Annotated in this window: 18 protein-coding genes; all 18 read right to left on the reverse strand. The window is 69.7% G+C overall.

Annotated features, from left to right (window positions below):
* Window positions 1-82 precede the first annotated feature (82 nt).
* The 18 genes from PKD89_RS07950 to PKD89_RS08035 all read right to left on the reverse strand — a co-directional run bounded on the left by PKD89_RS07950 (window position 83) and on the right by PKD89_RS08035 (window position 19,763).
* A complete protein-coding gene (locus PKD89_RS07950; protein WP_324332362.1) occupies window positions 83-1,684 on the reverse strand; it encodes a DivIVA domain-containing protein in 1,602 nt (533 codons plus the stop codon).
* 157 nt (window positions 1,685-1,841) lie between these two features.
* Window positions 1,842-2,105 (reverse strand): YggT family protein, encoded by a 264-nt coding sequence (locus PKD89_RS07955; protein ID WP_287379342.1) that lies wholly within the window; start codon window positions 2,103-2,105, stop codon window positions 1,842-1,844.
* Window positions 2,106-2,134: 29 nt separating this feature from the next.
* Window positions 2,135-2,407: a cell division protein SepF gene (locus PKD89_RS07960; protein ID WP_289012447.1), complete on the reverse strand. Its 273-nt coding sequence runs from the start codon at window positions 2,405-2,407 to the stop codon at window positions 2,135-2,137.
* A 407-nt stretch (window positions 2,408-2,814) separates the two neighbouring features.
* Complete coding sequence (locus PKD89_RS07965; protein WP_287379339.1) at window positions 2,815-3,522, reverse strand: YggS family pyridoxal phosphate-dependent enzyme; 708 nt, start codon at window positions 3,520-3,522, stop codon at window positions 2,815-2,817.
* 54 nt (window positions 3,523-3,576) lie between these two features.
* Window positions 3,577-4,323: a polyphenol oxidase family protein gene (locus tag PKD89_RS07970; protein WP_287379338.1), complete on the reverse strand. Its 747-nt coding sequence runs from the start codon at window positions 4,321-4,323 to the stop codon at window positions 3,577-3,579.
* Window positions 4,283-5,443 (reverse strand): cell division protein FtsZ, encoded by a 1,161-nt coding sequence (gene ftsZ / locus PKD89_RS07975; protein ID WP_287379337.1) that lies wholly within the window; start codon window positions 5,441-5,443, stop codon window positions 4,283-4,285. Before ftsZ ends, PKD89_RS07970 begins: the two co-directional genes overlap by 41 nt.
* A gap of 197 nt (window positions 5,444-5,640) precedes the next feature.
* Window positions 5,641-6,399, reverse strand: coding sequence for a cell division protein FtsQ/DivIB (locus PKD89_RS07980; RefSeq protein WP_289012446.1), 759 nt, complete (start codon window positions 6,397-6,399; stop codon window positions 5,641-5,643).
* A gap of 239 nt (window positions 6,400-6,638) precedes the next feature.
* Entirely contained in the window at window positions 6,639-7,607 is a 969-nt protein-coding gene (locus PKD89_RS07985) for a UDP-N-acetylmuramate dehydrogenase (RefSeq protein ID WP_289012445.1), read from the reverse strand.
* Entirely contained in the window at window positions 7,604-9,100 is a 1,497-nt protein-coding gene (murC, locus tag PKD89_RS07990) for a UDP-N-acetylmuramate--L-alanine ligase (protein ID WP_289012444.1), read from the reverse strand. Before murC ends, PKD89_RS07985 begins: the two co-directional genes overlap by 4 nt.
* Window positions 9,097-10,242, reverse strand: coding sequence for a UDP-N-acetylglucosamine--N-acetylmuramyl-(pentapeptide) pyrophosphoryl-undecaprenol N-acetylglucosamine transferase (locus tag PKD89_RS07995; protein ID WP_289012443.1), 1,146 nt, complete (start codon window positions 10,240-10,242; stop codon window positions 9,097-9,099). Before PKD89_RS07995 ends, murC begins: the two co-directional genes overlap by 4 nt.
* A complete protein-coding gene (ftsW, locus tag PKD89_RS08000; RefSeq protein WP_289012442.1) occupies window positions 10,239-11,381 on the reverse strand; it encodes a putative lipid II flippase FtsW in 1,143 nt (380 codons plus the stop codon). Before ftsW ends, PKD89_RS07995 begins: the two co-directional genes overlap by 4 nt.
* 167 nt (window positions 11,382-11,548) lie before the next feature.
* Window positions 11,549-12,595, reverse strand: a complete 1,047-nt coding sequence (gene mraY, locus PKD89_RS08005) for a phospho-N-acetylmuramoyl-pentapeptide-transferase (RefSeq protein ID WP_287379331.1) — start codon at window positions 12,593-12,595, stop codon at window positions 11,549-11,551.
* Window positions 12,592-14,097: a UDP-N-acetylmuramoyl-L-alanyl-D-glutamate--2,6-diaminopimelate ligase gene (locus tag PKD89_RS08010; RefSeq protein WP_289012441.1), complete on the reverse strand. Its 1,506-nt coding sequence runs from the start codon at window positions 14,095-14,097 to the stop codon at window positions 12,592-12,594. The genes mraY and PKD89_RS08010 overlap by 4 nt, the downstream gene beginning before the upstream one ends.
* Window positions 14,090-16,321: a peptidoglycan D,D-transpeptidase FtsI family protein gene (locus PKD89_RS08015; RefSeq protein ID WP_289012440.1), complete on the reverse strand. Its 2,232-nt coding sequence runs from the start codon at window positions 16,319-16,321 to the stop codon at window positions 14,090-14,092. Before PKD89_RS08015 ends, PKD89_RS08010 begins: the two co-directional genes overlap by 8 nt.
* Window positions 16,318-16,704: a septum formation initiator family protein gene (locus PKD89_RS08020; protein WP_287379328.1), complete on the reverse strand. Its 387-nt coding sequence runs from the start codon at window positions 16,702-16,704 to the stop codon at window positions 16,318-16,320. The genes PKD89_RS08015 and PKD89_RS08020 overlap by 4 nt, the downstream gene beginning before the upstream one ends.
* Window positions 16,705-16,820: 116 nt before the next feature.
* Complete coding sequence (gene rsmH, locus PKD89_RS08025; RefSeq protein ID WP_289012439.1) at window positions 16,821-17,780, reverse strand: 16S rRNA (cytosine(1402)-N(4))-methyltransferase RsmH; 960 nt, start codon at window positions 17,778-17,780, stop codon at window positions 16,821-16,823.
* Window positions 17,781-18,009: 229 nt separating this feature from the next.
* Entirely contained in the window at window positions 18,010-18,417 is a 408-nt protein-coding gene (locus tag PKD89_RS08030; RefSeq protein ID WP_289012438.1) for a division/cell wall cluster transcriptional repressor MraZ, read from the reverse strand.
* A 338-nt stretch (window positions 18,418-18,755) separates the two neighbouring features.
* Window positions 18,756-19,763 carry an endonuclease domain-containing protein gene (locus PKD89_RS08035; protein WP_289012437.1) on the reverse strand — a complete coding sequence of 336 codons (1,008 nt, stop codon included), beginning with the start codon at window positions 19,761-19,763 and terminating at the stop codon, window positions 18,756-18,758.
* Window positions 19,764-19,811: the final 48 nt, after the last annotated feature.

A 19,811-nucleotide genomic window follows, 5' to 3' on the forward strand; every position in this document is an offset into this window, starting at 1 on the left:
GGTTGGAGTTCCGACCACGAGCGGAGCGACGGGAGTGTACGAGGAGCCGACAGACTAACCACCCCGGCCGATGCGGCCCGGACTACTTGCCAAAGAAGCGGCGAATTCCCTTTTGGTCGTCATCCTCGTCGGCGTTGCCAAACTCGGCAAAGGCCTGATCCTCGTCTGGATGGTTGACGGCATCGTGCAGCTCCGACAGCGAGCGTTCGTCGCTGGCGAAGGCGCCCGGTGCTGCGGCGAACCCCGGGTTGCCCGGCTGGTCGTCGCCCAGGTCGACAAACTCGACCCCGGCAGGCATCGCCGCCGGCTCGGCCGCTCGCGGCGACCCCGATTCGGTGAACGCGTCGTCGGGCGCCTCGAACACCTGGCCCGTCGATGCCAGAGGCACCGCGCCGGTGGTGTCGTTGCCCCGTTGGGGGACCTGGGGTTGGGCACCCGTCAACTCGGCCTCACCGTCGAACGCCTGGAGCTGACCGGGAAGCCCACCCTCGCCGTCCAAGGGCAGATCCGACCCACTCACGTCACGGTACTCACCGGTCAGATCGCCACCCTGATCCTGTGCTGCGTCAAAGACCGACGGCGCGTCGGAGCCGCCTAAGGCCTCCCCGACCGGTGCGGCGTCCGCAGCGGCCAAGAGCTCGGAGAAGCTCAGGTCGTCGCGCGTGGCGTCGTCGACGGAGGCGATGTCTGCGGACGCACTGTCCGGGGCCGGGGCCGGGGCCTCGTCGGCGGGCGCCGGTTCGACCGGCGCTGCCACGTCCTCGTCCTCGTCGACCTGAGGTTGCACGATCGCAGCATGAGCCTGGGTCCGGTCGTCCCGGCCCTCCGGCTCGACGGCGCCCTCCGGCTCGGAGGCACCCTCGACCTCCGCGTCGCCCTCGACGTCGGGGCCGCCGTCTTGGGAGAGGCCATCGGACCAACTGCCCGGCTCCCAGGTTGCGTCGGCATCGGAGGCGGCCGCCTCGGGCATGACCGAGCCCGGCACCGGAGCCGGCGAGCCGGTCGGCACGGCGGGGGCGGTCAGCTCCAGGGTGGGACGGAAGCGCAGCTCGTCGGGGTCGTCGAGTACCCGTCGTACCTCCTCGACCAACCGCTCGAGCACCGAGCGATACTCCCCCACCCGGCCCTCGAGCGAGTCGATGTCATCGGTCAGGGCCTCGGAGCGTGCCTCCTGCTCGCCGAGGAGGCGCACGTAGTCGGCCACTCGGGCATCGTATTCATCCTCGGCTCGGCGGCGGGCGGCCACCAACAGCTCGTCGGCCTCACGCCGGGTGTCCGCCTCCAGGCGATCGGCCTGAGCGTGGGCCTCGGCCAGCAGGCGTTTGCTCTCCGAAGTGGCCACCTCGATCGCCGAGGCCGCCTCGGCGTTGGCCTTGGACAGGGCCTTCTCCGCCTCAGCCGAGGCATCGGACTCGATGCGGTCGGCGGTCTCCTCGGCGGCCATGATCGTGCGCGTCGCCCGGACAGCGTCCGATTCGGCGGGGGCCGCTGGAGCCTGAGCGCTTGCGGTGGCCAGCTCCTGTTCCAACTCGGAGGTGCGCCGCTGCGCCTTGCGCAGCTCGTATTGAACCCGGCCCAGTTCGGTCCCGACCTGGCCGAGGAAGTCGTCGACCGCGTCCTTGTCGAATCCCTTGAGCGAGTCGGGGAAGTCGATCTCGGCGATCAGCTCAGGCGTAATGTCCATAGCGGTCGAGCCTACCGGAGCATCGGGGCGCAGCGTTTCATGCTGGGCTTCGCGAGCTCGGTCGTCGCCTCAACTCAAACGACACCGTCCGCCCACCAGAGGCGCCGGTGTCGTCATCGCGGTGCTGGGCAAGGCTCTGAGCGCCGCCCAGCGCGGGTCAGCCCATTTTGCTGCGGAGGATGCCCTGAATGATCTGGATGCCGAACAGCAGCACCAGCGGGGACAGGTCGAGGGCCATGTTGCCCAGCCGAACCGGCGGGATGATGCGTCGCAGGGGCTCCAGCGCCCAATCGGTGGCGCGTCCGACGATCTCTCGAATCTGGTCGATCACCCCGCCGCTCGGCGGAAACCAGCTGAGGATGATCCGGGCGAAGATCAACACCAGGAAGACCGTCAACAGGTTGTCGATGAGCGCGATCACGTTGCCGCTTTCGGCAGCGACGGTCGCATCTAGGAGCCACCCCGTTGGGTCAGTCGGCGACGATCGTCCTCGGACACCTCGACGTCGGTCGGAGTGAGCAGGTACACCTGACCACCGACCCGTTCCATCGAGCCGCCCAGGCCGTAACAGACGCCGCTGGCGAAATCGATCAGCCGGCGGGACAGGTCGCGGTCGGCGCCTTCGAGGTTGATGATCACCGGCTGGCGACGCTTGAAGATATCGGCGATCTGCTGCGCTTCGTTGAACGAGTCAGGCGTGACCTTCTGCGGCTTCAAGTTCATCGGAGCGGGGGGCGAGGGCCGCACGACACTGCGCGGACGACGGTCGTCGCGCGGGGGCGTCGGCCGTGATGGGGGTGCCTGTGGAGGACCTGGAGGGCCGCCGGCGGCGCCTGCGTTGGGCAACATGCGGACGACACTTCCTTCGCTCATCGGGGCAGGATCGGATTCCTGGTCGTAGCCGAAATCATGCTGCGGAGGGGCCACGGGTCGCCGTACCGGCTGTCCCCCGGGCGGGGGGCCTTGCGGCCGGACGCGCTGCGCCCGAACCGGGGCAGCATCCGCCGGTTCACGTTCAGGCTCAAAGTCGTCGTAGTCCTCATCGGGCCCTAACCCGAGGTAGGACATCGCATTACGCCACATCCCGGCCATGGCAGCTCCTTCCGGGGGGTAAGTCAAGCACGCGACGGTCACCCATGGGCGGATCCCGGTCGACTTCCGAACAACATCGAGCCAAGTCGCACCGTTGTTGCACCTGCGGCGAGCGCCACATCGAGGTCAGAACTCATCCCGATGCAGCGTTCTGGCAGGCCGAGTTGATCGGCCTGGGCCACCAGCGATGCGAACTCGGCGGCGGCCAGCTCGGCGGAACCCTCCGTGGCCACCCCCATCAGACCGAGCACTTCGAGCCCCGCCTGACGCGCCGCCTCGACCAGGGGCTCGACCTCGTCGGTGGCGCATCCGGCCTTGTTCGGCTCGCCCGACAGGTTGCGCTGGATCAGCACCTGAGCGCCCGGCGACCGCGCAGCAACGGCGCGAACCAGCTTGGCCCGGTCGATCGTGTGCCACCATCCGAGCAGCGGGGCCAGCAGCTTCACCTTGTTGGACTGGACGGGGCCGATCATGTGCCAGCGCACGTCGACGCCCCGGTCGGCCAGAAACTCGGCCTTGCCGGCGAGTTCCTGGGCATAGTTCTCCCCCAGGTCGCGATGGCCGGCAAGCGCGGCAGCCCACGCCACCGTCGGCGGGTGGGCTTTGGTGACCGCCACCAATCGCACGTCGCGCCCAGCCTCCCGGTCGAGGCGTTCGCGCAACGCGTCGGTCCGCTCGGCCACCTGTTCGGCCAGGCGGGCCACGTCGGGCGGAACGATGGTCGGGTCCACGCTCGGGTCGCTCATCGAGCGCTCCGGTCGCCGGCGACAGCGTTGAGGACAACCCATCGAGCGTCGAGGTCACGCTGCCGCATCGAGCCTCCAGATCACGCTGAGCTGTCGGGCCTGGTCACCGTGCGCCCGGTGAGAGAAGTGATCGTCGCCACACGCCGTGCACGGCGGGTTCGAAGCGACCAGCCTCACGCCGGCGTCGTCGGCCGCAGCGGTGACGGCGGCGCGCAGGTCGAGCGCCTCGGAGCCGGCGGCGGTGCGCGAGCAAACGTCGGGGCCGAAGCGGTCGGCCAGCCGCGCCAGCGGCTCGGCGCCGAACTCGTAGCACTCCGGCCCGATGCACGGGCCGAGGGTCGCGTCGATCGTCGTCGCACCCAGATCGGTCATCGAGCGCGCGACCGCGCCGATGATGCCCACCTCCAGCCCGCCCCAGCCACCGTGGGCAGCACCGAGAACGCCCTCGGGCGACCACAACAGCACCGGAGCGCAGTCGGCGGTGCGGATACCCAGGCCCACGCCGGTGAGCGCTGTCACCAGGCCGTCCGCCTCGATCGCTGAAACCGGCCGTCCCGCCGGGGAGAGGTCGGCTTCGGTGACGACGTCGACACCGTCGCCGTGCACCTGATGAACCGCAAAGATCGGCACCTCGAGTTGCGATCCCAGGCGCGCGACAGCAGCGGGTGCCGACTCCGACAGATCACCCTGAGCCCGCCCAGTGAAGCACCAGCGAACCGCTCCACCACTCGACAGGTCGACCCCGTCGATGGAGGGGGCCTCAGCGGAGGAAGGAAGGGACGTCGAAGTCGTCGTCGCCATCGAGGAAATCATCGTCACCAAAAACGTCGGCGATCGGCACTTCCTCGGGCGGCTTGGGCCGCCCTCGGGTGCCTTCGCGCTCGGGGCCACCACCGCCCGACGGGGCGCCCGGCCGACCAGACGCCGGCTGACCCTGCGACGCCTGACCCGCAGGCGGGTGTCCGCCGTCGTCCCAGCGTTCGAACCCGGCGGCGATCACGGTGATGCGCACCTCGTCACCCATCTCTTCGTCCATAACGGTGCCGAAGATGATGTTGGCGTCGGGGTGGGCCACCTCGTGGATGATCTCGGCCGCCTCGTTGACCTCGAAGATCGTCAGGTCAGAGCCGCCGGAGATGTTCAACAGGATCCCGCGGGCGCCCTCGATCGCCGCCTCGAGCAGGTGCGAGCTGATCGCCTGGCGGGCCGAGTTGACCGCCCGGTTCTCTCCGGTGCCGTAGCCAATGCCCATCAGCGCCGAGCCGGCGTCGGACATGATCATCTTCACGTCGGCAAAGTCGGTGTTGATCATGCCGGGGGTGGTGATCAGCTCGGTGATTCCCTGCACGCCCTGGAGCAGCACCTCGTCGGCCATCTTGAAGGCGTTCATCACCGAGGTCTTCTCGTTGGCCACCGACAACAGGCGGTCATTCGGGATGACGATCAGTGTGTCGACCTTCTCCTTCAGCTTGGCGATGCCCTGATCGGCCTGCACTGAACGGCGGCGGCCTTCGAAGGTGAAGGGCCGGGTGACCACGCCGATCGTCAGCGCACCCATGCTCTTGGCCATGTCGGCGATCACCGGGGCGGCACCGGTGCCGGTACCACCGCCCTCACCGGCGGTGATGAAGACCATGTCGGCGCCGCGCAGCGATTCTTCGATGTCGCTGCGGTGGTCCTCGGCGGCCTGACGACCGACCTCGGGGTCCGAGCCCGCGCCCAACCCTCGGGTGAGCTCGCGTCCGATATCCAACTTGAGGTCGGCGTCGGACATCAGCAGCGCCTGCGCATCGGTGTTGACACCGATGAACTCGACGCCCTTCAGGCCGGCGTCGATCATCCGGTTCACCGCGTTGCAGCCGGCACCGCCGACGCCGATCACTTTGATGACCGCAAGGTAGTTCTGCGGGTTGTGTGCCATGGGAGTTCATTCCTCCTAGGGTGAACCGGTCGGGAATGCCCGAACGGCGGCCAGGGCAGCTAGTGCTGCGACCTGCTTGGGGACCATTGTTTCATGCTCGGCAATCCCTTTTGGTGGACCCGTGCCGACCGTCACCTCGTACGCACCAAAAGTAGGTATCAAACCACCCAGCGCGCGCTGATGCCGACACCGCGCCTTCATGCCGGCGCACCGGTACAGGCGCTGTCGCGCCGCACGGTGGTCCGTGCGGTCTCGCTGACGTCGATCCGTTCCAGGCAGTCCGCTTCGACCTCGGTCGACATCAGCGTGGCGATCGATGCCAGCTTGCGCGGCAGGTCGTCGGTGCTTCCCACCTGCGCTCGCACACCGCGAACGAGGGCCAACTCGACGCCGTCGTCGTCGGCGCCCACCGACTCGGTCACAGCCACCAGGTCGGGTGACAGGGCGGCGGCCACATCGACGGCCGGCCCGACCGGCCGGGGTACAGCGCCGCCGACCGACGGCTCCAACGTCGCTTCCAGACGCACGAGATCCTGAGGAGGTGTCTCGGCCAGCGAGAGCACCCGCCCGGTCGGCCCGACCAGGGCGGCGGTCCCGTCGGTGGTCGGGGCGTAGGCGACCGCCCGGTTGTCGCTGACCGTCACGGTGACCGTGCCACCCATCGACACATCGACCGCAGCATCGCCCATCCCCGGGAGCGCAGCAACGGCGTCGGACAGCTCGGCATCATCCACCCGGGCCACCGGCGTCCCCATGAAGTCCTCCAACACGGCCGCTATCTCGGCGGCGGAAGCATCGTTGACACCCTTGACCTCGATCTCCTTGATGCCGAACAGCGGGCTGGCATAGACGACGAGCGCCCCGATGAGCAGCGCTGCGACGCCCGTCGCCCCGATCAGCAGCCGAAGCCGCCGCCGGGCCCGGTCCCGCGAAACGCCGATGCGTCGGGCGCGCATGCGAGGGTCGACCGTCGCCTTGGCACGCGATGGGCTCCGGGATCGTCCGTTGCTCTTGGACCGGGCTGCGCTCTTCGGCTGCGCCGCACCGCTCGACCGGCCTGTGCCTTTCGACTGCGCTGTGCCTTTGGACTGCGCCGTGCCCTTGGCTCGTCGTGGACTGCCGGAGCCCTTCGCAGTGGCGGGCCGTGAGGTTCTGGCCGACGGTCGCCGAGCTCGACGCCCGGAGCCCTCGGAGCTCACGTCAGCTCCTCGAAGGGGGGAAAGCCGATCATCACCGTCTCAGCTTCCAACACGACGCCGCTGTGTTGGTGGACCATCTGCCGGACCTGCGCCATCAGGGCGTGCACGTCGTCGGCGGCGCCGCCCGGGTCGACGACGATGAAGTTGGCGTGCTTGGGCGACACCTGGGCGGTGCCCACCCGCAGCCCCTGAGCTCCGGCATCGCTCACCGCCTGCCACGCCGATGAACCGGGCGGGTTGGTCCACACCGAGCCTGCGGTTCGCACCGTCTCCTGGAAGTCTCTGCGGTGTCGAAGGTGGACGGCGTTCTCGGCGGCGATGTCCTCGGGCTTGCCGGGTTGGGTGCGGAACCGGGCCGACGTCACCACGTCGTTGGGGCCCACCCGTGACCGTCGATAGCCAAACTCGAACCACTCGCTCGGCCGGCGGACCACCTCGCCGGTGCCCAGGTCGACCAGCTCGGCCCAGTCGAGGGAGTGCCGCACCTCGACCTCCCCCGCCTTCACCCCGGCGTTCATCCGCACCGCACCGCCGATCGAACCGGGGATGCCGGCCATCCAGGACAGCCCGCCGTGGCCGGCCTCCGCGCAGCGGCGCGCCAGGTCGGGCATCCGCACCGCACCGCCCACCGTCACCGCAGCGCCCGCATCGTCGAAGATGACGTCGCCGAAGGCACCGGCACGGTCGAGGTGCACGATCACTCCGTCGTAGCCGGCGTCGGTGACCAACAGGTTGGAACCCTCCCCCACCACGGTCAGGGGCACGTCGCTGCCGTCGAGAGCGGCGGCGAGAGCGGCGGCGAGCGCGCTCAGATCATCGACCGACGCGACGTCAACCCAGATCGCCACCGGCCCGCCGACCCGATACCAGCTGGCCCGGTCAGCGGACGCGTCCAACCGGACGCGGTCCCCCAGGCGCTCGGTCAGCCGGGCGGCCACCTCGTCGAGATCGGTCGGACCGCTCACGGCGTCTCGATCACGGCGCCGGGGAGCACCGCACCGAGTTCCTCGGCGACCGTCGTGATGTCGCCGGCCCCCATCGTCAGCACCAGGTCGCCGGGTCGGATCAAGGCGGCCACGACCTCGGCCAGGGTTGAACGGTCGGGGGCGTCGACGACGTCAACTGCGCCGTGGCGCCTGGCCGCCGCCGAGATCAACGTGCCGTCCACCCCCTCGATCGGGTCCTCCCGGGCGGCGTACACGTCGGTGACGACGACGACGTCGGCCACGGCCAGCGCTGCGCCGAAGCGGTCGGCCAGGCGCTGGGTGCGGCTGTACAGGTGAGGCTGGAACACGGCGACCACACGCCCGCCCTCCCACCCGGAGGCTGCGGCCAAAGTGGCCGCCACCTCGGTCGGATGGTGGGCATAGTCGTCGATGAAGCTCACGCCCTTGGCGACGCCCCGATGCTCGAACCGACGACCGGTACCGGTGAAGGCGGCCACCCCGGCGGCGGCGCGAAACGGATCGAAACCGAGTTCCCCGGCCAGCGCGACGACGCCGGCGGCGTTGGTGGCGTTGTGGTCGCCCGGCACGGAGACCAACAGGGGGATCACCTCGCCGGAGGGCGACGTGAGGGTCGACGTGGTGCCGGTCACCGAGCGGCCGAGCACCTCGAGGCGCCAGTCGGCGTCCGATGCGGTGCCGAAGGTGACGACCCCCTCGACCGCCCTCCCCACCAGGGCCGCACCCGGGTCGTCCGCACCGGCCACCCGCACCGGCCGGGCGGGGCCGCCCGACGGCGTCTCGTCCGGGTCGGTCGCGCCGGCGCCCTCGAGAAACTCGACGTAACCATCGATGACCCGGCCCAGCGTGCCGTGAAAGTCCAGGTGCTCACCCTCGGCGTTCGTCAGCAGCACGGCTGCTCGTGCGAGGGCCAGGTGGGTGTCGTCGGACTCGTCGGCCTCGACGACGAACCATTCACCGTCCCCCCAGCTGGCCGCGGTCTCGAGGGCGGGCACGGTCGAACCGACCAGCCAGCTCACCCGGGCGCCGGCGCTGCGGAGCGCCAGCGCCATCATTGCGGTCGAGGTGGTCTTTCCATGGGTCCCCGACACGGCGATCGACGGCCGCAGGCGCGTCAGGCCCGCCAGGGCGTCCGCTCGGGTCAGCACCGGCAACCCCGCCGATGCGGCCGCCACCCGCTCGGGGTGGTCCGCGCGGATCGCGGTGGAGCAGATCACGAGATCGGCGCCCTCGACATGGCCCGGATCGTGACCGACGTGAGCGGTGGCGCCAGCCTCGACCAGCCGGTCGAGCACCGGAGCGGACCGCTGGTCGCTGCCCGAGACGTGATGGCCGAGCTCGACCAGGATCATGGCCAGGGCCGAGATGCCGGTTCCGGCCAAGCCGATGAGGTGGATGTGACGGGGCCCACCGCCCAGCCACCCGGCCACCTCGGACGCGCTCGGGTGCCCGGGGCCGCTCTGGTCGCCAGGGTCGTTGCAGGGCAGGGTCATCGGACGCCCTCGGCGGCCGATTCGACCAGGTCGGCCACGCGGGCGGCGGCGTCGGGGTGACCTTCGCCCCGGGCCGCTGCGGCCATCGTCGCCAGCACCGCCGGTTTCTCGATCAACGGCATCAGCTCGGCGATCAGCCGTTCCGAGGTGAGTTGATCATCGATCACCAAAATCGCTCCGCCCGCCTCAACCAGGCCGGCGGCGTTGGCCCGCTGGTGATCGCGGGTGGCGATCGGCAACGGGACCAGGATGGCGGGAAGGCCGACGATCGCCAGCTCGGCCACCGTCGAGCCGCCGGCCCGGGTCAGCCCCAGGTCGGCGGCCGCCAACAGGTCGCCAATCTCGTTGGAGTAGGCCACGCGGGTGTACACCAGCCCGCCCTCGGGCAGCGCCGGCGTGCGGAACTCCGGCTCGTCTCGCTCGTCCCAGTCCCGGCGGCCGAGGACGTGATAGATAGCCAGGTCGCTGCGGTCGGCCAGCGACTCGAGCGCTCCGACCGTGGCGGTGTTGATCCGCCGTGAGCCGAGCGAGCCGGAGAACACCGCCAGCACGGTGCGATCGGCGGGGAGGCCCAGCCGTTCACGGGCTGCACCCGGCGGTGTGGACGCCGCAGCGATGATCTCGGGCCGCACCGGGTTGCCGGTGAGCACGGCGCGCGGCAGGTCGACGCCGGGGAAAGCGGCAGCGCACGAGGTGGCGAAGCGTGCGACGAGGCGGTTGGCCGACCCGGCCAGGGCATTTTGGTCGGCGACAACCAGCGGGATTCGAAGCAGCGCCGCAGATACCGCGCAGGCCACCGAAGCAAACCCACCGAGCGCCAATACCGCCTTGGGGCGTTCTTTGCGCAGCAGCGCAAACGCTTGAAACGCAGCGCGTACCAGCCCCCACAGCGCCGCCACGTTGTCGACGGTCAGCGATCGTTGGATACCCCGGCCCGGCAACAGGCGCACCGGATAGCCGCGCTCGGGGACCATCGTCACCTCGGGTCCGCGCTCGGCGCCGACGAACAGGATCGACGAGCGGGGGTGGCCGCGTTCGACCAGTTCCTCGGCGACGACCAGCCCGGGGATGAGGTGGCCCGCAGTACCGCCGCCGGCGATCACCAGGGTCACGGTTGCGCTGGTCGGCTCGGCGCCGCTCATCGGGCGGCCGCCCCGGTGGCGCTCTCGGCCGAGGTCCGGGTCGGGACGGCCATCCCCTGGCTGCGGGCGATGTTGATCAAGATCCCGGCGGCGGCCATGGTGATGATGATCGATGAGCCGCCGTAGGACAGGAACGGCAAGGTGATGCCCTTGTTGGGCAGCGCCCCGGTGGCCACGCCCAGGTTGACGAAAGCCTGAATGCCAATCCAGGTGGCGATGCCGGTGGCGACCAGCTTGGAGAACCGGTCGCGGGCGGTTCGGGCGACGCGCAGCCCGGCGAAGAAGAACAGCAGGTACAACGCCTGCACGACCAGCGCACCGGCCAGCCCGAATTCTTCGCCGATGATCGCGTAGACAAAGTCGGTGTGGGCCTCGGGCAGGAAGCCGTACTTGGCCCGGCTGGTGCCAATCCCCGACCCAAACCATCCGCCCGAGGCCAGGCTGACCTGGGCCTGAAGCGTCTGGTACCCGGAGGTCGTCGGGTGCTCCCACGGATCAAGGAAAGCCAACATGCGTGCCCGGCGATAGCCCCACATCGAGGCGGCGGCACCCACCGCCAGGGCGGGTGTTGCATAGGTGGCCAGCCCTGTCGGTGTCGCGCCGGCCACCCCGAGGATCGCAAAGGCCAGGACGGCGAGCAGGACGGTCGTGCCCAGGTCCGGCTGCAACATCACGAAGGCGGCGAACACGGCGAGCACCGCCATCACCGGCCGAACGGTGCGCACCGGGTCGCCCATCTGATCGCGCCGGTTGGCGAGCAGGTCGGCGGCGAAGACGATGATGGCGATCTTGGCCAGCTCGGAGGGCTGGAACTGCACAAAACCCACGCCCAGCCACCGCCGGGACCCGTTGACCGTGACCGCCAACGGGTTGCCGGGAATGGCCAGCAGAAACAACAGCCCAAACGAGACGCCGACCAGCGGCCGCGCCAGCTCGCGCAGCCGACGGTGGTCGAAGCGCGACATCACCCACATCGCCACCGCACCCATCCCGACGAACAGCGCCTGCTTGGTGAAGAAGCGGTACGGGGACCCGCCGGTGTCGAGCGACTTCACCGCGGATGCCGACAACACCATCAACAGGCCCATGGCACACAGCGCCGCCACCAGCGCCACCAACAGCATGGCGGTCGGTGTCATCGGCTGGACCGGCGAGCGACGGCGGGAACGGCGACCACCGATGAGACCACCCAACGAACGACCGGCGTTCGGACGCTGAGCCCTCGATCGATCGGGGCGCGAACGGTCGGCGTGCGCTGCGGGAGGCCGGTCGTTGCGCCGACCGCTGGCCGGGAAGGTGATGCCCATCAGCCGGCGGCCCCGGTGCGCAGGAAGTCGCCGTAGAACAGGCCGATCCCCAGCGCGGTGCACATGCCGGTCAGCAGCCACATCCGGATGATGACGGTGGTCTCGGGCCACCCCGCCATCTCGAAGTGGTGGTGGATCGGCGCCATCCGGAAGATCCGTCGGCCGGTGATCTTGAAGCTGGCCACCTGAAGGATCACCGACAGCGTCTCGATGACGAACAGGGCGCCGACGATCGGCAACAGCAACTGGGTGTTGGTGGCCAGCGCCAGGCAGGCCAGGCCGGTGCCGATCGCCAGGGAGCCGGTATCGCCCATGAAGATCTGCGCCGGGGCCGCGTTCCACCACAGGAACCCGACGCAGGCGCCCAGCATGGCGGCGGCGACCACCGCCACATCGAGCGCATCGGTCACCTGGTAGATCTCCGGGTAACGGAAGGTCCAGAACCCGACGACGACGTAGGCGGAGAAACCGAACGAGGCGGCTCCGGCAGCCAACCCATCGAGACCGTCGGTCAGGTTGACGGCGTTGGCCGAACCGGTGATCAACACGACCGCCCAGGCCACCCATGCCAGCTTGGGCAGCTCCCAGCCCGGCAGCGAGCCTCGGGTGAAGTTGATCGTGAGGGCGACGTCGGTGCGCGACGCCAGCGCCCAGGCGACCGCCACGGCCACGGTCAACAGCCCGAGCATCTTGGCCCGGCTGTTGAGGCCCAGGTTGCGCTCGTTGGCCACCTTGATCCAGTCGTCGGCGAGGCCGACAACGCCTGCCCCTGCGATCGCCAACATGACGTACAGCCCGGTGCGGGTGTACCCCAGGTTGCTCTCGGTACCCCGATACAGATTCGAGCCCAGGTAGCCGATCAGGCCACCGGAGACGATGGCGATGCCGCCCATCGTCGGGGTGCCGGCCTTGGTCGTGTGCCCCTCGGGCACGTCCTCGTGGATCGGCTGACCGATGCGGTGGTGCGTCAACCAGGCGATGAGAAACCTGGTGCCGAACAGCGACACGGCCAGCGAGATCCCGGCGGCGAGGAGCAGTCGGATCATCGGGGGCCACCCGTCCGCCCACGCTCGGCCCACACCTCGGCGGCGACCGCGACGTCGTCGAAGTCCTCCACCCGGTCGGCGAAGGTCTGGGTGGTCTCATGGCCCTTTCCGGCGATGACGACCATCGCGCCAGGGCCGGCCTCGGCCAGTGCGGCTTTGATCGCCTCCCGACGGTCGACGATCAGTTCGGGAGCGGTCAGTTGGGTGTCGCTGGTGGCCACGCCCATCGATCCTTGCGCGGTCTGCTCCATGATCGCCAACGGGTCCTCGGAACGCGGGTTGTCCGAGGTGATGATCACCCGGTCGGCCCGCTCAGCAGCCACCCGCCCCATCTCCGGTCGCTTCTCAAGATCTCGATCGCCGCCGCAGCCGTAGACCACGGTCAGTCGGCCATCGGGGCCCAACAGTTCCCGGGCACTGTCGAGGACGCTGGACAGGGCGTCGGGGCTGTGGGCATAGTCGACGACGACCGCCGGGGCGGCGGAGCCGGTCGGGTCCCGGTCGAGTGGCACCACCTGAAATCGTCCGGGCGGACCGACGAGCCCGTTTGCGGCGCCGGCGACGAGGATCTCCTCGTGGCCGAGCAGCACGGCCGCTTCCAGCGCTGCGAGCACGTTGGACAGGTTGAGACGCCCGGGCAGGGCAACCCGCACCCGGTGACCGCGCCAACCAAACCCCGAGCCGGTAGGGCTGAGTTCGAGGTCGTCGAGGTCGTCGAGCGCGTACCCGGTCACGGGCAACGCGCCGGCAGCGTCGCGCAGCAGCCGACCGTGGACGTCATCGATGTTGACCAGCGCGGCTGCCGCCCGGTCCGGTTCGAAGAGCCGTGCCTTGGCGGCGAAGTACGCCTCCTGGGTGGTGTGAAAGTCGAGATGGTCCCGGCCCAGGTTGGTGAACACGGCCACGTCGAAGCGCAGCCCATCGACCCGGTGCAGGGCCAGGGCGTGGGACGACACCTCCATCGCCACCGCGGTGACGCCGTCGTCGACCGCCGCTCGTAGGTGGCGCGCGATCTCGGGCCCCTCGGGTGTCGTCCGAGCGCCGGTCAACGTGCCCATCGACTCCGCTCGCTCGCCGAGGTTGTCGAGCAGTTGCGCCAACAGGCTGACGAAGGTCGTCTTGCCGTTGGTCCCCGTCACCCCGACCAGCGCCAGCTCGGTGCCGGGGTGACCGAAGATCGCCTGGGCGGCAGGCCCCATCGCAGCGCGCGCGTCGGTGACGACCATCTGCGGCACTGCGATCCCCTCGATGAGGTGTTCGACCATCACCGCCACCGCCCCGGCATCGACCGCAGCGGCGACGAAGTCGTGTCCGTCCGAACGGTCGCCCCGAACGGCAACAAACAAGGTCCCTGGCCCCATCGGGACGCGACTGTCGAAGGCAACGTCATGCAGCGGAGGATCGTTCGGCGACGTGCTGCCGGGTACCACCCGGCCGCCGACCAGCTCGGCGAGGCCGAGCAACGAGAGGGGGCGCCGCCCGGCGCTCGGTCGCTCAGCCATCGGGCGTTCCCTCCGCCAGCTGGTCATCGTCGACGGACACCTCGCCATCGCCGTCGACCGCTCGATCGCCGGCACCGCCGGCACCGCCGGAGCCTTCCGCCGCTGCCCGTTCATCCTCCGGGGTGGTGCGCGGCGGCGCCGGCGGCGCCGGGGTTGCTCGCACCGGCCCGTCACCCTCGTCGTCACCGGACTCGGCGCGTGGAACGCTGGGGCGGTCCGGGGGGATCTGCAGGTGGGTCAACCCGGCCTTCGCCAGCTCGTTGAACACCGGCCCGGCCGCCGATGCTCCGCTGAGGTGGTTCTTCGGTTCGTCGAGCAACACCGTGATCGACAGCTGGGGATCCGAGGCGGGCAGGAAACCCGAGAAGACCGTGTTGTAGCGGTAGCTCCCGCCGCCCCAGTCGTAGCGTCCCGTATCCGGGTTGGGTTTGCGGGCGGTACCGGTCTTGGCCGCCACCGTGTAGCCCGGCAGGCTCCACTCCGATGCGGTGCCGTCGAGCACCACCTGCTGGAGCGCCAGGTTCATCCACCGGGCCACCTCGGGGCGGATCACCCGGCGTTCCTCGCCTGCGGGGACCGGCTTGGCGGTGCCGTCGGGACCGCCGACCTCCTCGATCAACCTCGGCGGGACGTACAGCCCCTCGTTGGCGATCACGTTGTAGGCCGACCACAGCTGCACCGGGGTGACCGCGATGCCCTGTCCGATCGAGATCGACGCCAGATCGGTCGGGTACCAATCGTCGGAGGACGACAACAGCCCCCGGGATTCGCCGGGGAGGTCCAGCTCGGTTCGAGCGCCGAATCCGAACGAGCGCAGCAGTTCCTCGAGCCGTTTCGCCCCGACCCGTTGACCCAGGGTGATTGTGCCGATGTTGGACGACTGGGCGACGATCTGCTGGACGCGCCAGGGCTCGGTCGGGTGCCAGTGGCTATCGGTGTAGTCGTGGTCGCCAACCTTCAGGCTCGCCGGCACCATGATCCGCTCGTTCGGGTCGGTCTTGTTGTCCTCGTAGGCGCCGGCCACCGTCACCACCTTCATGACCGATCCGGCCTCGAACGCCGCTGCGAAGGCCATGTTGTAAATCACCGGCGACACTTCGCCCGTGTCCTGGTTGCGGGCGACGTTGGCCACGGCGAGCAGCTCGCCTGTCCGCGGGTCCCCCATGATCGCCACGCCGGCGTTGGCGCTCTCGCTGTCGACCGCTGCGACCAGCTGCCGCTCGGCCTCGTATTGGAGCGTCTGATCGAGCGTCAAGGTGACGTCCTCGCCCGGGATTGCGGGAACGGCCTTGTGAGGGGCGTTGGCGATGCCCGACCCGTCGGGCGCCCGTTCGACGATTCGTTCGCCCGGGGTGCCGGTCAGCTGGTCGTCGAGGGTCTTTTCGATACCCGAGGTGCCCGCCCCGTCGATGTCGGTTCGGCCGACCACCGCAGAGGCGAGCGACTCGGCCGGGTTGACCCGCTGCTGGTCATCTTCGATGAAAAAGCCGGCGATGCCGGCCTTTTGAAGCTTTTTGAGGACGGCCTCGCCGGTGCGCGGATCGATCTGGCGAGCAACGTAGGTGAAGCGCGAGTTCGAATCGCCCAGGCGCGCGGCAAGCTCGTCGGCGTCGACGTCGACCTCACCGGAGATGATGTCGGTTGCCTTCCCGGGGTCGGTCACCCGCTTGGGGTCGGCGATCAGTGTCACCATCTGAACCGACAGCGCCAGGTCCACCCCGTTGCGATCCCGGATCGTGCCCCTCGGACCGGGCAGGTCGTCCATCTTCACGCGCTGATTGGTGCCCAGGTTGAGGTAGCGGTCGGGCGAAATCACCTGAATGTTGACCAGCTTGACCGTGACCAACACCGACAGCAGGGCGACCACCCCGACGAGGGCGTGGTAGCGATTGCGCTCAGAGTACCCAGGGGCGCCCCGGGCCCGGTGGTGAGCCCGCCTGGCCACGAACCGGGTGTGAAACCGTTCGCTGACCCGATCCCAGATCTCGGCCGCGCTGTCGGCGCTGTCGTGCCCCCACGTTCGCGCCGCGTCGGCGGCGAGGCGGGACCGCTCGCCGGGCTCACGCTCGGATCGCGGACGCGCCGCGGCCCCCGCGGCGGACTCCGAAGCGGGTGGGCGGCCACCCCGAGCGTCGCTGCGCCTCTCGGGCGCAGCCCGACGCGGCGTAGGCGAGGCCCGCCGCGTGCGTGGCCGATCGCCGCCGGTGAGCGGGTCGACGGTCATCCTGAAACACCTTCGGCCGGTCCGCTCTCCGTGGGAGCGTCGGACGCCGCCGGATCGTCGGGGACCGCCGCATCGGCCGAGGGCGCTCCGGGCTGATCGCCCAGCGTCCGGACGATCGGCTCATCGGGGGCGGCGGCGGGCGAGGGATCGAGGTACACCACCTCCGGGGCGGGCACCATGCCCAGCTCCTCGGTGGCGCGTCGCACGATGGCGTCCGGGCTCTCGAGCTCGGCCACGTTGCGGCGCAGGTCCTGGTTCTCACGCATCACTTCGGTGCTTTGGTTGGCCAGGTCGTCCAGCTCGCGCTGACGTTGCAGCATCACCACCTGCAGGTACAGCACGCTGAGCAGCAACGCCATCACGGCCCCGACCGTGCCGACCATGATCACGACGGTGCGCCGGCGGCGACGCTCGAGAGTGCCATCGAGGACGCGCAGCTTCGGCCGTTGTACCGACGGGACCGGACGAGCCCGGGTCCGCGCAGGGCGGGCCAGCGCGGTCACGAGGCGCGGCGACCCTTCTCAAACACGCGCATGCGCACGCTGGCGGCCCGGGGGTTGTCCGCCACCTCGGCATCGCTGGCGAAGAGCGGCTTGCGGGTGATCAGGCGGCCCTCAGGGGTGGAGCCGCACACGCAGGGCAGGCCGGACGGGCAGCTGCACGCGCCGCGATCTGCCCGACGGAAGCGGTCCTTGACGACGCGATCCTCTCCAGAGTGGTAGGCGAGCACGGCGACCCGGCCGCCGAGCACCAAGCGGTCGATCGTCTGATCGAGTGCATCCACGAGGCTCTCGAGCTCGTCGTTGACCTCCATGCGGATGCCCTGAAAAACCCGCTTGGCCGGGTTGCCCCTCCGGCGCACCGCCGCGGGGGTGCCGGCCTGGGTGGCCTCGACCAGGTCGTCTGTGGTGGTCAGCGGACGCCGCGACGCGATCTCCGCTGCCACCCGACGAGCGGCGGGCACATCCCCACCGTCGGCGAGGATTTTGGTCAGTCGGTCGATCGGGTAGGTATTCACAACCACCTCCGCGGTGAGTTCCTGAGTGGGGTCCATTCGCATGTCGAGCGGACCGTTGAATCGATAGCTGAAGCCGCGCTCGGGCCGGTCGATCTGCGGGGACGAGACCCCGAGATCGAACAGCGCGCCCACCAGGGGCTCGTCGGTGCGGTCCAACAACTCGCCCAACTGGGCGAAGTTGGCGTGTTCGAGGCGCACCCGGTCGCCGAAGCGCTCCATCCGGACCGCCGCCACTGCGAGCGCATCCGGGTCGCGATCCACGCCGAGCAGGGTGAGGTCGCTGCGGGCGCCCAGCAGCGCTGTGGCGTGGCCTGCTCCCCCGAGCGTGGCGTCGAGCACCAGCCCGGCCGGCACCTCTTCGAATGCCTCGAGCACCTCGTGTCGCAGGACGCTCCGATGGGCGAAGTCCGCGTCATCGTGGCGTGCGCGGTCACCTTCCATTGCGGCCTCTTTCGGTCAGCCGGTGTGTGTTCCCGGCGCTGGACAGCCCCTCGACTGGACGGCGTCTGCCGGGATGTCTCCCCGGTCAGACTGGATGGGCAGCGGGCGGAGTTCGGTTGGTCCATCCCGCCAGTCGAGGGGCTGTGCAACGCCGGAATGGCGGCACGGTCCCGTGAGGTATGAGGGTGCAGGTCGTCGATCGTTTGGTTGGCGCCGTTCGCTCGGGCGCTCACAGCAGGTGCTCCAGGTAGTCGGCGAGGTCGCCGACGCCTTCCTCGACCGAGGCCCATTCTTCGGGGCGGTACACCGCCAAGTGGGTCTCGGATCCGATGAGGGTGACCTCGTCGTCGAAGCGTGCGCGCAGCTTGGGCGGCAACAGCACCCGCCCGGCCCCATCAGGAGCGATGGGGAAGGCACGGCCGGAGACCACCTGGAAGACGCGACGGGGCGTGGTGCCCGCCTCGACCTCCCGGCGCAACTTGGCGACGAACTCCTGCCACTCCTGGGTGGGAAAGAGCCCGACGTAGTTGCCCTGGTCAGAGACAAAGCCCCCGTTGGCAAACGCTGGTCGCGCCGCGGCGGGAAGCACCAGTCTCGACTTCGAGTCGATTCGGTGGTCGTAGCTGCCAGCAAGCACGGGTCCATCTCGGTCGGGTTCTCCAGCGGAGGGGATGAATCGGTTGGATCACCTGCCAGTGATCCGGTTGACCCACTCCCTCCCACGAAGCGACACCATAGCCCCACTTCCTCCCACTTCGGTGCATCGCTCCAACATTTCTCTGGTTGGGTCCCCGCCCGCCTCCTGTCCCGGGGCTCACAACCCGCAACTCGGGAGCCCAAACAACCACCAGACCGCGCTCCGGGCTCCCCACTTCCCGCCCGCACCCAACCCACCCGCAACTCGGGAGCCCAAACAACCACCAGACCGCGCTCCGGGCTCCCCACTTCAAGAGATCGGGCACCGCCGGCCTCGTCCTAAGCAGCGACGTGGGCCCTGGCAGCTGCCACCGCTGAGCGCAGCCGGTCGATGACCTGGTCCCGGCGGTGCCACAGCTCAAACTCGGTGACCCGCACGACGGTGTAGCCGGCAGCCTCGAGCGCTCGTTGCCGCTTGGCGTCATCCTCCCGATCGCTGAGCGCGCCGTGGTACCTATCCGAGTCGACCTCGACAACCAACAGCCACTGAGGCCAGTACAAATCCACCCGGCCCAGCCAACGAACGTTGTCACCCAGGTCCTTCTGCCGGCGCGGCCGAGGAATGCCGGCAGCGTCGATCAAGTCGATCAGCCGGGCCTCAAGGTTGCTCTCCGGGGGGACGTAACCGGGCCCACAGCGGTCGAGCATCGTGCGGATCGCAACCACACCGGCCCGGCCTCGACCCAACATCGGTGCGAGTTCGGCGGCCACCGACGGGCCGGACAACAGGCCGCGAGACCAGAGATGATCGAGGATGCGCTGCAACCGCTTGGGCGCCACGACGGGCGCCAGCTGCAACAGCAGCAGTGCCGGACGCACCACGTCCACACCGTCGATCATGCCGGTAGCCCGATCCGGCCAAGCGGTCGGTCGGTGGACGAGCACGCGATGGTCGATGGCGCGCTGGTCGTCAACGAAGTTCCGGGGAAGGGAGAGCTCGATCCGATCGGTTCCGCCCCACGATGTGCGCGGCACCGACACCTGGAGCGGCCACAGCCGAAACCCGGGGATGCCCCACAAGGCCGCTGCGCTGTGGTGGCTGACCGCCGAGCCCGCACCGCAGTGGAGCACGACCGCCCGGCCGCACGTCAGCCCCGAGCACGGGGCACCCGAGCGCAGCCACACCCGGCCCGACAGATCGAGCCATTGCTGGTTGGCGACCGCCCGAACCCACCGTCGCCGGTCGATGCCCAGTTCATCCAGCTGACGATCGCTGATCAATCCGAGCTGCCGCTCGGCCAAGGCGAGAACGGAGGGCTCGACGGGCATTGCGTTGCTGTTGGTCATCTGCTCACGCCACCACGTCGCCCAGTGGTTGACCATGGGGCCCGCACC

The sequence above is a fragment of the Candidatus Neomicrothrix sp. genome, assembly GCF_035329545.1.
Taxonomy (GTDB): Bacteria; Actinomycetota; Acidimicrobiia; order Acidimicrobiales; family Microtrichaceae; genus Microthrix; species Microthrix subdominans.